Below are 11,704 nucleotides of genomic sequence, written 5' to 3' on the forward strand. Positions count from 1 at the left end.
TCCACCACGACACCGGCCGCTTCCAGCATCGCCCGGCGGGCTTTGCTTTTGGAGGCGAGTATAAGCATCGGCTCCTGCTCCATTTCATCCATCGGTTTTGTCCTGATCCGTTTCCGCAGCGACATTTTCGCGTTCATTATAAAAATTGATGATCGCGGCGGCGGATTCCTCGATCGACCGGCGTGTCACATCAATCGTCGGCCAGCCATTATCGCTAAACATGCGCCGGGCATATTGGGTTTCCTCGATAATCTTTTGCTCGTTCACATAATCCGTTTCGGTGGCTTCATTGAGTGAAAGCAACCGGTTGCGGCGCACCTGCACCAATCGGCTTGCATTTGCGACAAGTCCAACCACCAACGGGTTTTTCAAATGGAACAGAGCATCGGGCGGAGGCGATTCCGGTACGATAGGAATGTTCGCGGTTTTATACCCGCGATTGGCCAGATAAATAGAAGTCGGCGTCTTTGATGTGCGCGATACACCGGCAAGAATAATATCCGCCTCTTCCCAGTTTTCCCAGCCAATCCCGTCATCATGGGCAATGGTGAACTGAATCGCCTCCACCCGTTTGAAATAAGCCGCATCCAGTATATGTTGCCGGCCCGGCCGCGCTTTGGCTTCCTGGCCCAGCATATTGGACAAGGCGTCTGTTACCGTATCCAGTGCCGGCACAACGGGCAGACCCAGATGGCGGCACTCCCGCTCCAGCCGCGCGCGGATATCGCGGTTGACCAATGTAAAAATTACCAGCCCCGGATTATCCGCAACCTCCACCAATATCCGGTTCAAATGCGATTCAGAACGCACCATCGGCCAGAAATGCTTGATGATCTCAACACCATCAAATTGTGCCAAAGCGGCTTTGGCGATATTTTCCAGCGTCTCTCCGGTAGAGTCAGACAGCATGTGAAGATGCAAACGATTCATAGTGGCTCCAAACTGCTGCAACCCTGTTATTTCATTGTGGATAAAGCAAGGGATGAATGAGGGATAATCACTTACGCGCTTTTCATCCCCAACATTCCGATTTCTATCCACAGCCGGTCAACTTTTATAATTTTCATCCACAGATTGTGGATAACGGGGACTAAATTTTGGAATCGGTAAAATTATCGCTATCACCGCTCTGTCAATCTGTTTGTAATCGCGGTAGAGGCGCTTTACGCCCTCTATCCACGCCCTATCATCAACAACAAGATTCTATAAATATACTTATATATTATATTGGATGACACTCTTCCCATGCCTAACGTGACGAACGCCCCGAAACTTTTGCTCGAAACTCTGCGCGGCAGAAAAACCGACCGGACTCCTGTCTGGCTGATGCGCCAGGCAGGACGCTATCTGCCCGAATATCGCGAGCTGCGTGCCAGTAAGGGCGGTTTTCTGGAACTCTGCTATGATGCTGAGGCTGCGGCCGAAGTGACTCTGCAGCCGATCAAGCGGTTCGCTTTTGACGGAGCAATCCTGTTTTCCGACATTTTGATCGTGCCCCATGCCATGGGCCAGAATCTATGGTTTGAGGCCGGAGAAGGACCGCGGCTGGCACCAAGGATCATTGATGCTGCTTTGGCCTCTCTTGAGCGTGCTCCGGAGCATTTTGACGCTATTTACAAGACAGTCCGGCGTGTCGCTTCGCAGATTGATGATAAAACCACCTTCATGGGCTTTGCCGGAAGTCCATGGACGATTGCGACCTATATGGTCCAGGGGCAGGGCAGCAAGGATCAGGCCGTTACGCGCCGCTATGCCTATAAGGACGCGGTGGCTTTTGGCGAATTGATCGATGCCATCATTGAAAATACTGTCGAATATCTGCTCGGTCAGGTAGAAGCAGGCGTCGAAGCGGTTCAGCTTTTCGATAGCTGGGCAGGGACGCTTTCTCCTACCCAGTTTGAAAAATGGGTGATTGCGCCCAATGCCGAGATCATCTCGCGGTTAAAAGCGGTTCATCCCGACCTGCCGGTTATCGGCTTTCCCAAGGGAGCTGGTGCAAAATTACTGGCTTATGCGAATGAAACAGGCGCCAGCGCGATTGGACTGGACGAAACGGTTGATCCTGTCTGGGCGCATGAAAACCTGCCCGCAGGGTTGCCGCTGCAGGGCAATCTTGATCCATTGGCGCTGATTGCTGGCGGTGAAGCGCTGGAAAAATCGGCGCGGCATATCCTGCAAGTATTTGAAGACAGGCCTCATATTTTCAATCTGGGTCACGGTATTTTACCCGATACGCCCATTGAACATGTGGAACAGCTGCTTCATATTGTCCGGCAATGAATGAAATAATCTCTATGCTGTATCTCTGGTTGAAATCCGCACATCTTATTTTTGTAATCTTCTGGATGGCCGGGCTGTTCATGATGCCGCGGTTCTTTGTCTATCACCAGGAAACGGCTGCCGGGTCTGAAGAGGATCGCAAATGGATCGATCGCGAGGCAAAGCTACGCAAGATCATCCTTAATCCGGCACTTGTCATCACCTGGATCATGGGATTGCTGCTGGCTTATAATATTGGGGCGTTCAGCCAAGGCTGGTTCCATGCCAAATTTCTGATGGTGATTGCTCTGTCGGGCTATCATGGCTGGATGATGGGCTATGTTAAAAAACTGGCGCGGGGCGAACGGACCATGAAGGACAAGACTTTGCGCCTCATCAACGAAGTGCCGGGCATAGCGGTTCCGATCATTGTTATATTGGCAATTGTTAAACCGTTCTGATTTGGGTTTGACAGAATCCCGGCAAAAGCGTAATTAAGCATCAAAGCCCGTCCGGGCGACCTTATCATGTGAAAATTTGATGGCTAACACGCCGCGCGCATGCATAGAATAATAATAACTCCCTGATATACTTGGATAAACCTCCATGCACTTAAAAGAATTAAAAGAAAAATCGCCCGCTGGCCTCGTCTCAATGGCGGAAGAGCTAGGTGTTGAAGGCGCTTCGACATTACGCAAACAGGATCTGATGTTCGCGATTCTGAAAGAACTTGCGGATAATGACGAACTGATCATGGGCCTTGGCACTATTGAAGTGCTGCCCGACGGATTTGGCTTTTTGCGCTCGCCCGAAGCGAATTATCTTGCTGGTCCCGATGATATTTATGTGTCCCCGAACCAGGTTCGCAGATTTGGCCTGCGTACCGGCGATACGGTTGAAGGCGAAATCCGTGCTCCGCGGGATGGGGAGCGTTATTTTGCGCTGACCAAGCTGACCGCAATCAACTTTGATGAACCGGATGCGGTGCGGCACCGGGTCAATTTTGATAACCTGACCCCGCTTTATCCGGATGAAAAGCTGAAACTGGATAGTCTTGATCCTACGGTCAAAGACAAATCGGCGCGGGTCATTGATATTATTGCTCCGCAGGGCAAGGGCCAGCGCGCCTTGATCGTTGCGCCGCCGCGTACCGGTAAAACCGTGCTGCTGCAAAATATTGCCAAGGCGATTACCGATAACCATCCCGAAATCTATTTGCTTGTCCTGTTGATCGACGAACGCCCCGAAGAGGTGACCGACATGCAGCGTTCGGTAAAGGGTGAGGTCATCAGCTCAACCTTTGACGAACCGGCTACCCGCCACGTGCAAGTTGCTGAAATGGTTATTGAAAAAGCCAAACGTCTGGTCGAGCATAAACATGATGTTGTCATTCTGCTCGATTCCATCACCCGGCTTGGCCGCGCCTATAATACGGTCGTTCCAAGCTCTGGTAAGGTGCTTACCGGCGGTGTGGACGCCAATGCCTTACAGCGCCCGAAACGCTTTTTCGGTGCCGCACGTAATATCGAGGAAGGTGGTTCACTGTCCATTATCGCAACCGCACTGATCGATACTGGCAGCCGCATGGACGAAGTTATCTTTGAAGAATTTAAAGGCACCGGCAACTCTGAAATTGTGCTGGACCGCAAAGTCGCGGACAAACGCATCTTTCCGGCGCTGGATGTTGGTAAATCCGGCACACGTAAGGAAGAATTGCTGGTCGAGGATGACAAGCTCAAGAAAATGTGGGTACTGCGCCGTATCCTCATGCAAATGGGCACGATCGACGCGATGGAATTCCTGCTCGACAAGATGAAGGATTCCAAAACCAATGACGATTTCTTCGATAGTATGAATCAATAAACTGTCGGCATAACCGCATTGATAGTCGAACATGCATTGTTGCAGGTTAAACCGGACCAGTCGGACCAGTTTTCCCAAGCCATGCAACAAGCAAAGCCGCTTATTGCAGCCCAGCCCGGCTTTCATTCGATAGAGGTCCGCCCTTCAACCGATATTCCCGGCCAGTATCTTTTGCTGGTCCGGTGGGACAGTGTGGTATCTCACCGGGACGGCTTTCGTAAATCGCCTGAATATGAACAATGGCGCGCCTTGCTTCATGGTTTTTATGACTTTATACCGGCCGTAACTTATTATGGACCTTCCATTCTCTTATGATTGATCTTTTATCTGTTTTATCCGCCGCAGTTACCCCCGGACTTGGCTCACTGGCTGAAATTTGGGCGGCTATTCTCCATGATTTCGAGAATATCGGCACACCTGCAGCCCTGGCCGCATTTGGCCAGGTGATATTGATCGACCTTATCTTTGCTGCAGATAATGCGATTGTTGTCGGCGCTCTGGCTGGCGGTCTCCCCAGTGAGCAGCGCCGTAAGGTTATCTTTATCGGTATCGCTGCCGCTCTGGTCATGCGTATCATATTTGCGCTTACCGTCAGCGTGTTATTGTCGGTCGTCGGCCTGATTTTAGCTGGTGGCTTGCTGCTTTTGTGGGTCGCGTGGAATTTTTACCGTGAAATTTTCGGTGCAAAGGATTCTCCCGGTTCTCCGGAAATTCTTGGCGATGAAGCCAGCGGCGTTGCCCCGCAGAAAAGCTTTTGGGGCGCTGTCTGGGCAGTTACCGCAGCCGATATTTCCATGAGCCTGGACAATGTTCTCGGCGTCGCTGGCGCTGCCCGCGAGCATCCGGGCATTCTGGTGATCGGACTGCTGCTATCCGTTGCATTAATGGGTATCGCAGCTAATGTTATCGCCCAATATATCGAGCGTTATAAATGGATTGCCTATATTGGTCTTGGCGTGATTGTCTGGGTTGCCGGTAGGATGATTTACGACGGCATAGTCGATCCGCAACTGGGCATGATGACGCTGTTTTAGCGTTTTTAGCCTTAAAAACCTGTAGATGAAGGTCTGGTTCGGACGAACTAGCCCTTCATCTTTTCCAGTATTTTTCCCATTTCTTCCCAGACTTTATTGATCGCCTTTAACGGGCGGACCATCACCTTGAAGTCCTGGATCAATCCGTCTTCATTCCATGTGATGATGTCCACGCCGTTAACCTCGATACCATCCAGTTCGAGCATGAACTCCAGCATCGCCATATTGGCACTGTCGTCGACAATCTCGCGGACATAGCGAAAGCTGTCATTGCCCAATACTGTGTCAGCGGCGCTCAGATAGGCCATGACAATCGGTTTGCCGACTTGCGGTGTATGAACCACGGGGGAGTGGAACACAGCATCATCGGCAATTTGTGTGCTAAGCCCGGGGTCATTGATGTCGGCACTTTTACCGCCATTTTTCCTCTTCTCGGCAAAGCGCTCATGCCATATTTTCAGGCTCTCCCGGACGCTCATCCCAGGTGCTTCTTGAAAAACTCTGCCGTGCGGCTATCGGCCAGATTAGCTGCGGCTTCATCGCGGCGAGCGCCAAATTCGGCAGCAAAACCGTGGTCCAGCCCTTCATAATCATGCAAAGTAACTTTGGGATGATCGTCCAGCCCCTCATGCATGGCGGCCTGGGCTTCGGGTGATACAAAGCCGTCGGCCGTGGGGATATGCAGCATTACATCATGTGCAATCGCATGGCTTTCGCGCAGCAAGCCGTCAATCCCGACACCATAATAGCCGACAGAGGCGTTAATATCGGTCCGTGCAGCCGTCATGAAGGCCAATCGTCCACCCAGACAATAACCGACACATCCGACTTTTCCGCCATCTACAGATTGGCGAGCAAAATGGATCGTGGCTTCAATGTCCCTGATACCCTGATCCTGGTCAAATTTGTTCATAAGATCGAGGGCAGTCTGAAATTCCTCCGGAACATCGGCATCAAGATCGGTATTGTCATTGACCCGCCAGAACAGATCCGGCGCAATGGCAAGATAGCCAGCCTTTGCCCAAGTATCGCATTTGGCTCTGATGCCCTTGTTCACGCCAAAAATTTCTTGAATCACAATGATAGCGGCTTTTGCTGTTCCGTCGGGAGCGGCGACATAGGCAGGGAAGCTTTCATTTCCGCTTAGCGTTTCAATCGATTTCATTTCACCCATTTTTCTATGCTCCTTTGATGATGACTTGATTATTGCCCCACAATATCCCCATATCCTGTTGTGGCAAGGCGGAAGATCATCTGTTGCAGTGAGGGAGGGAACTTCGCTTCGACGATAGATAAAAAGGAAGCATGATGAAAGTAACCGTAGAACTGGATTGCACACCAGAAGAAGCGCGTCGGTTAATGGGCCTGCCGGATGTAGGACAGTTAAACGATACCTATGTCTCGGAATTATCGAAGCTCCTGAAGGGCGCGAGCTCGGTGGAACAATTGCAAAGCTTTACCAAGATCATAGCGCCAATGGGGGAAGCGGGAATAAAGATGTTCTCTTCGTTCCTGAGCGGGGCTATGGGCGCTGGACAGACGGGTGAAAAACCGGCTCCTTCCGATAAAAAAGATTAAATATCAAATAGATAGAACATGGCTGCAACTGATACAATCTTTGCTCTGTCCAGTGGGCAGCCACCATCGGCAATTGGTATTATCCGGATCAGCGGTCCCAAAGCTGCATCAGCATTACGCCAGCTTTCCGGGACGCTACCGAGTGAGCGGCGTGCCAGTTTGGCGAAGCTGACTGACCCGGTTAGCGGAGAGTTGCTGGATACGGCACTGATATTATGGTTTCCCGGTCCCAATAGCGCTACCGGTGAGGATTTGGCGGAAATCCACTGCCACGGTGGCCGCGCCGTGATCCGCGTGCTGGAAAATGCGCTGGGGAATATCGCGGGATTGCGTCAGGCCGAACCGGGGGAGTTTACCCGCCGCGCCTTTACTCATGGCCGAATGGATCTGGCTGAGGCGGAAGGATTATCCGATCTGCTTTTCGCGGAAACGGAACTCCAGCGCCGTTCCGCGATACAGGCGGCCGGAGGTGCATTATCGCGTAAAGTGGAGGATTGGCAAAACGGTATCTTGCGTCTCTCCGCCATAGTGGAAGCGGAACTTGATTTTTCCGATGAAGACGACGTTGCGCCCGCTCAGTTGGATGCCCTGCAATTGGCGGCGCACGATCTGGCGGAGGAAATGGCAACTATGCTCGCTCGTCCGCGTGCGGAAAAATTGCGCGAAGGAGTGCGTGTGGTTTTGGGCGGACCGCCTAATAGCGGAAAGTCCACATTGCTCAATGCGCTGGTGGAAAGAGAGGCAGCGATTGTTTCTCCCATAGCGGGGACCACGCGCGATGTGATCGAGGTGCCGATTGCGATAGGTGGCATTCCATTTCTGTTCATCGATACCGCCGGTGTTCGTGATGACGGGGCGGAGGAAATCGAGCGCATCGGCATCGACCGGGCGCGTCAGCAATTTGAACTGGCCGACCTGATATTATGGCTGGGCCCGGAGGGCGAAGGTCCGACGAACAGCAATCTGGTCGAGATCGCTTCGCGTCAGGACCATCCCGAATATCAGCCCAAGTCTTCCGGCGTGCTTTCGGTCTCTCCACTGGCGGGTACCGGCATGGATGCGCTGGTCACATTGCTTGTGGAGAAGGCGAAAGATATTGTGCCGCGCGGGGACGAGATCAGCGTCAACAAGCGGCAGGCCGATCACCTGACTCTGGCCCATCGTAGCCTTGATGTCATATCGGGGTTGGAAGATTATCTGATTGTCGCAGAGCAACTACGCTTGGCGCGCGGCGCACTTGATGCGCTTACGGGCAGGGCGAGCACCGAGGATATGCTGGACAGCTTGTTCGGAAAATTCTGCATCGGAAAATAACTGTTCCACGTGGAACAGCGGGAGAGCTTTGACCTGAAACCCGTGTTCCGCTATGGGCGCAGCATGAATGTTAATTTTGATCTCATCGTCGTCGGTGGCGGACATGCAGGCTGTGAAGCTGCTGCGGTTGCCGCGCGCATGGGTGTGCGTACGGCACTGGTCAGTTTTACGAAAGACAGCATCGGTGCCATGTCTTGCAATCCGGCGATTGGCGGTCTGGGCAAAGGGCATTTGGTGCGGGAAGTCGATGCCTTTGATGGTTTGATCGGCCGGGCGGCTGATGCAGCGGGGATCCATTACCGGATGCTCAACCTGTCCAAGGGCGCAGCGGTGCAGGGCCCACGGCTTCAGGCAGATCGCAAATTATATAAAGCGGCCATCCACCGGATGCTCGATGCACAGGAAAATCTGTCTATCGTGGAAGGCGAGGTCGCATCGCTGATATTGAATGACCGGACGGTTAGCGGGATCACCCTGAAAGATGGAGGCCGGATTACCGCATTAGCAGTAATTTTGGCGACGGGCACATTTTTGAACGGAAAGATGTTTCGCGGTGAGGAAACCACCTCGGGCGGTCGGACGGGTGAGGGCAGCGCCGTATCTCTTGGCCAGCAACTACGGCAGGCGCAGCTCCCCATAGCACGGATGAAAACCGGAACGCCTCCGCGCATAGACGGCCGGACGATTGACTGGGCCGCTCTACCCGAGCAGCCGTCGGATGATGGTGACTGGACTATGTCCCCGCTGTCAAAGCGTCGAGAAGTGCCACAGATTTTTTGTGCGATCAGCCGGACCAATGCCGCCACGCATGATATTATTCGCAGCAACCTGGATCGCTCTCCTTTATTCACCGGAGCGATTGATGCGCTGGGTCCGCGTTACTGTCCGTCGATTGAGGACAAGATTCACCGCTTTGCGGACCGTGACTCCCACCAGGTGTTTCTGGAGCCCGAAGGACTGGATACGCATTATGTTTATCCGAACGGGATAAGCAGCTCCTTACCTGCCGAAGTTCAGGAAGCTTTTGTTCGGACGATGGATGGGCTTTCCCATGCAAAAATTATCGTGCCGGGCTATGCGGTTGAATATGACCATATTGATCCGCGGGCTTTGGACAGTAGCTTGAAAGTCCGTGATCTGGAGGGGCTTTATTGCGCCGGACAGATAAATGGCACCACAGGATATGAAGAGGCCGCGGCGCAGGGGTTGATTGCCGGCATTGGTGCCGCTTGCGCGATTCAGGAAAAGGCTGCTCCTGAACTGGACCGCGGGACGAGCTATATTGCAGTGATGATCGACGATCTTGTTTTGCAGGGTGTGACGGAACCTTACCGGATGCTGACCGCACGTGCGGAATATCGTTTGCGGCTGCGGGCCGATAATGCGGCCACCCGTCTGGGGGCGATTGCCGCCGGGCTTGGCTGTATGGGCGAGGAACGGCTGAACTGGTTTAACCGGCGGGAAGAACAGCGCACGCGGATTATGGAGCAATTGGAGTCGGTTCATAGCTGCGACGAAATTGCTGCCCAAGGGGTAGAAGTGCGCCGCGACGGGGGCAAGCAGTCACTGTTTGACTGGCTTCGCTTTCCCAACATCTCGCTTGCTTCGCTGGAAGGCCTTGGCATATCCACTAGCGATATCGACACCGATCTGCTCAACGAGGTTGAGGAAGATGCGCGTTACGCACCATATCTTCAGCGGCAGGAAGCGGAGCTGAAAGATCTGAGAGCGAATGAGCAGATCCGGCTGGACGAGCAACTGGACTATAAAGCGATACCCGGCCTGTCGAATGAAATGGTTGACCGTTTGAACAGTGCGCGGCCGGAAACATTGGCAGCGGCTTCACGCCTTCGCGGTATTACGCCAGCAGCGCTGGCCGCGATTCTGGTCCATGCCCGTCGCCGTGATGCAAAATATCTCGCGGCATGATCATAGTATGACGGAGAAAGAGGCGCAGGATTGGCTGCGGGAAAATTTCGACGTTCCACGTGAAACATGGCAGCAGCTTGAGGATTTCCTGACCCTGCTGAGAGAAGAGATGGAGCATCAGAATCTGATCTCCAAATCCACAGCCGATCATATCTGGGCGCGTCATGTTGTCGATAGCGCGCAGCTGATGTTACATGCCCCCAAGGGGGAGGGAGACAAAACCTGGCTCGACCTCGGAACCGGTGCCGGCTTCCCCGGAATCATCATTGCCATATTGGGTGATTATAAGGTGGAGATGGTCGAATCACGCGCGCGCCGCATCAGCTTTCTTGAATCTGTCGTGCACAAACTGGGCTTGGACGAAAAAGCCTTGGTTTTTGGTAGCCGTTTAGAGAATGTCGAAACTCATCCCGTTGACGTAATTAGTGCGAGGGCCTTTGCGCCATTACCGAAATTGCTGACACTTTCACACCGGTTTTCCACAGAAAAAACGGTTTGGCTCTTACCAAAGGGCAAAAATGCGGTAATGGAGTTAAAAGGCCTGTCGCCAAAACGGCAAAAAATGTTTCACGTGGAACAGAGTTTGACCGATCCGCAAGCGGGGATATTGGTAGGAATTGGCTGAAAACACTATATTGTGTCGGCTTAGCGAAGGGTTCTGCATAAAATGGTCCGGATAGCGATAGCGAATCAAAAGGGTGGTGTTGGTAAAACAACAACGGCAATCAATGCGGCAACAGCCCTTGCTGCGAGCGGTTGGAAGGTTTTGCTGATTGATCTGGATCCGCAGGGAAACGCATCGACTGGCCTTGGCGTGAACCAGTCGGAACGCGAAAATAATAGCTATGACCTGCTGGTTTCCGACATCGGCCTGAACGACTGTGTGGTTAAAACCCGCGTTCCCGGTCTGGATATTGTGCCCGCGACCGTCGATCTGTCCGGCGCCGAAGTGGAGCTGGTCGAGTTTGAAGAGCGGACTCACCGGCTGAAAAAAGCATTGGATGAAGGCGATGACGGGCATTGGGATATATGCCTGATCGATTGCCCGCCATCTCTCGGCCTGCTGACCCTTAACGCTATGGTAGCGGCTGAATCGCTGCTCGTGCCGCTGCAATGCGAATTTTTTGCGTTGGAGGGGCTTAGCCAGCTTTTGCAGACCGTTGAACGCATCCGCGCCCGTTTCAACCGGGGGCTTTCGGTCATGGGCGTTGTCCTCACCATGTATGATCGCCGTAACAAGCTGTCAGAGCAGGTTTCCGACGATGTGCGCGCCTGTCTTGGCAATATCGTGTTTGATACCGTTATCCCGCGTAATGTCAGGCTTTCCGAGGCTCCCAGCCATGGCTTGCCGGCGTTGATCTACGATCACCGGTGCAGCGGGTCAGAGGCCTATATCAACCTGGCACGTGAATTGATCGCGCGCCTGCCCGCACGCAAGGCGGCTGCATAATGGCGAATGAAGAAAGCGCTCCCATGACGAAATCCAATGCAACGCAAAAGAAAACCACCGGACTGGGCAGGGGGCTGAATTCCCTGTTTGGAGAGATCCAGCGCGAAGAACCGCTTGTTCAGGCACCGGAATCCGGCGCGGATGATGATAGCGTGGATAACCGCTCCGATGGTCTGCGCTCCATCGCGATTTCGGATATCCGGCCCAATCCCGACCAGCCCCGGCAGGTGTTTGATAATGAGGCACTGGACGAGCTGGCCGACAGCATGAAAGAGCG

At 53.2% G+C, this 11,704-nt stretch carries 14 protein-coding genes; 11 read left to right on the forward strand and 3 right to left on the reverse strand.

What is annotated here, in order from left to right; genetic code table 11:
- Window positions 1–84: 84 nt before the first annotated feature.
- Window positions 85–930, reverse strand: coding sequence for a pyruvate, water dikinase regulatory protein (locus tag VIN76_RS01870; RefSeq protein WP_332040119.1), 846 nt, complete (start codon window positions 928–930; stop codon window positions 85–87).
- Between the two features lie 315 nt (window positions 931–1,245).
- Here VIN76_RS01870 and hemE point away from each other — a divergent pair, with 315 nt between their 5' ends.
- The 5 genes from hemE to VIN76_RS01895 all read left to right on the forward strand — a co-directional run bounded on the left by hemE (window position 1,246) and on the right by VIN76_RS01895 (window position 5,156).
- A complete protein-coding gene (gene hemE / locus VIN76_RS01875) occupies window positions 1,246–2,280 on the forward strand; it encodes a uroporphyrinogen decarboxylase (RefSeq protein ID WP_332040120.1) in 1,035 nt (344 codons plus the stop codon).
- Between the two features lie 14 nt (window positions 2,281–2,294).
- Window positions 2,295–2,720, forward strand: a complete 426-nt coding sequence (locus tag VIN76_RS01880; RefSeq protein ID WP_414696254.1) for a CopD family protein — start codon at window positions 2,295–2,297, stop codon at window positions 2,718–2,720.
- 145 nt (window positions 2,721–2,865) lie between these two features.
- Entirely contained in the window at window positions 2,866–4,122 is a 1,257-nt protein-coding gene (gene rho / locus VIN76_RS01885; RefSeq protein ID WP_332040122.1) for a transcription termination factor Rho, read from the forward strand.
- An 18-nt stretch (window positions 4,123–4,140) separates the two neighbouring features.
- Window positions 4,141–4,437, forward strand: coding sequence for an antibiotic biosynthesis monooxygenase (locus tag VIN76_RS01890; RefSeq protein WP_332040123.1), 297 nt, complete (start codon window positions 4,141–4,143; stop codon window positions 4,435–4,437).
- Complete coding sequence (locus VIN76_RS01895; RefSeq protein WP_332040124.1) at window positions 4,434–5,156, forward strand: YjbE family putative metal transport protein; 723 nt, start codon at window positions 4,434–4,436, stop codon at window positions 5,154–5,156. Before VIN76_RS01890 ends, VIN76_RS01895 begins: the two co-directional genes overlap by 4 nt.
- A 47-nt stretch (window positions 5,157–5,203) precedes the next feature.
- Here the strand turns inward: VIN76_RS01895 and VIN76_RS01900 are convergent, their stop codons facing one another.
- Window positions 5,204–5,635, reverse strand: coding sequence for a nuclear transport factor 2 family protein (locus tag VIN76_RS01900; RefSeq protein ID WP_332040125.1), 432 nt, complete (start codon window positions 5,633–5,635; stop codon window positions 5,204–5,206).
- Complete coding sequence (locus tag VIN76_RS01905; protein ID WP_332040126.1) at window positions 5,632–6,330, reverse strand: dienelactone hydrolase family protein; 699 nt, start codon at window positions 6,328–6,330, stop codon at window positions 5,632–5,634. The genes VIN76_RS01900 and VIN76_RS01905 overlap by 4 nt, the downstream gene beginning before the upstream one ends.
- A gap of 131 nt (window positions 6,331–6,461) precedes the next feature.
- Between VIN76_RS01905 and VIN76_RS01910 the strand changes: the two genes are divergently transcribed.
- From VIN76_RS01910 to VIN76_RS01935, 6 genes are all read left to right on the forward strand, one after another.
- The gene (locus VIN76_RS01910) at window positions 6,462–6,734 is read left to right on the forward strand and encodes a DUF6489 family protein (protein ID WP_332040127.1); all 273 of its coding nucleotides are present in this window, start codon (window positions 6,462–6,464) and stop codon (window positions 6,732–6,734) included.
- 18 nt (window positions 6,735–6,752) lie between these two features.
- Complete coding sequence (gene mnmE, locus VIN76_RS01915) at window positions 6,753–8,048, forward strand: tRNA uridine-5-carboxymethylaminomethyl(34) synthesis GTPase MnmE (protein WP_332040128.1); 1,296 nt, start codon at window positions 6,753–6,755, stop codon at window positions 8,046–8,048.
- Between the two features lie 63 nt (window positions 8,049–8,111).
- A complete protein-coding gene (mnmG, locus tag VIN76_RS01920) occupies window positions 8,112–9,977 on the forward strand; it encodes a tRNA uridine-5-carboxymethylaminomethyl(34) synthesis enzyme MnmG (protein ID WP_332040132.1) in 1,866 nt (621 codons plus the stop codon).
- Between the two features lie 7 nt (window positions 9,978–9,984).
- Window positions 9,985–10,602 carry a 16S rRNA (guanine(527)-N(7))-methyltransferase RsmG gene (rsmG, locus tag VIN76_RS01925; protein WP_332040129.1) on the forward strand — a complete coding sequence of 206 codons (618 nt, stop codon included), beginning with the start codon at window positions 9,985–9,987 and terminating at the stop codon, window positions 10,600–10,602.
- A 42-nt stretch (window positions 10,603–10,644) separates the two neighbouring features.
- Window positions 10,645–11,427, forward strand: a complete 783-nt coding sequence (locus VIN76_RS01930) for an AAA family ATPase (RefSeq protein WP_332040130.1) — start codon at window positions 10,645–10,647, stop codon at window positions 11,425–11,427.
- Window positions 11,427–11,704: ParB N-terminal domain-containing protein (locus VIN76_RS01935; RefSeq protein WP_332040131.1), on the forward strand; the 278-nt coding region annotated here is incomplete at its 3' end. The genes VIN76_RS01930 and VIN76_RS01935, both read left to right, overlap by 1 nt.

This window comes from Parasphingorhabdus sp. (assembly GCF_036568145.1).
GTDB lineage: Bacteria > Pseudomonadota > Alphaproteobacteria > Sphingomonadales > Sphingomonadaceae > Parasphingorhabdus.

What these genes read in the sequence shown, in the direction of transcription:
- rsmG (WP_332040129.1), top strand. Translation starts at nt 9,985, where the DNA reads ATGACGGAGAAAGAGGCGCAGGATTGGCTGCGGGAAAATTTCGACGTT.
- VIN76_RS01870 (WP_332040119.1), bottom strand. Translation starts at nt 930, where the DNA reads ATGAATCGTTTGCATCTTCACATGCTGTCTGACTCTACCGGAGAGACG.
- hemE (WP_332040120.1), top strand. Translation starts at nt 1,246, where the DNA reads ATGCCTAACGTGACGAACGCCCCGAAACTTTTGCTCGAAACTCTGCGC.
- VIN76_RS01900 (WP_332040125.1), bottom strand. Translation starts at nt 5,635, where the DNA reads ATGAGCGTCCGGGAGAGCCTGAAAATATGGCATGAGCGCTTTGCCGAG.
- mnmG (WP_332040132.1), top strand. Translation starts at nt 8,112, where the DNA reads ATGAATGTTAATTTTGATCTCATCGTCGTCGGTGGCGGACATGCAGGC.
- VIN76_RS01905 (WP_332040126.1), bottom strand. Translation starts at nt 6,330, where the DNA reads ATGGGTGAAATGAAATCGATTGAAACGCTAAGCGGAAATGAAAGCTTC.
- VIN76_RS01895 (WP_332040124.1), top strand. Translation starts at nt 4,434, where the DNA reads ATGATTGATCTTTTATCTGTTTTATCCGCCGCAGTTACCCCCGGACTT.
- rho (WP_332040122.1), top strand. Translation starts at nt 2,866, where the DNA reads ATGCACTTAAAAGAATTAAAAGAAAAATCGCCCGCTGGCCTCGTCTCA.
- VIN76_RS01910 (WP_332040127.1), top strand. Translation starts at nt 6,462, where the DNA reads ATGATGAAAGTAACCGTAGAACTGGATTGCACACCAGAAGAAGCGCGT.
- VIN76_RS01930 (WP_332040130.1), top strand. Translation starts at nt 10,645, where the DNA reads ATGGTCCGGATAGCGATAGCGAATCAAAAGGGTGGTGTTGGTAAAACA.
- VIN76_RS01880 (WP_414696254.1), top strand. Translation starts at nt 2,295, where the DNA reads ATGCTGTATCTCTGGTTGAAATCCGCACATCTTATTTTTGTAATCTTC.
- mnmE (WP_332040128.1), top strand. Translation starts at nt 6,753, where the DNA reads ATGGCTGCAACTGATACAATCTTTGCTCTGTCCAGTGGGCAGCCACCA.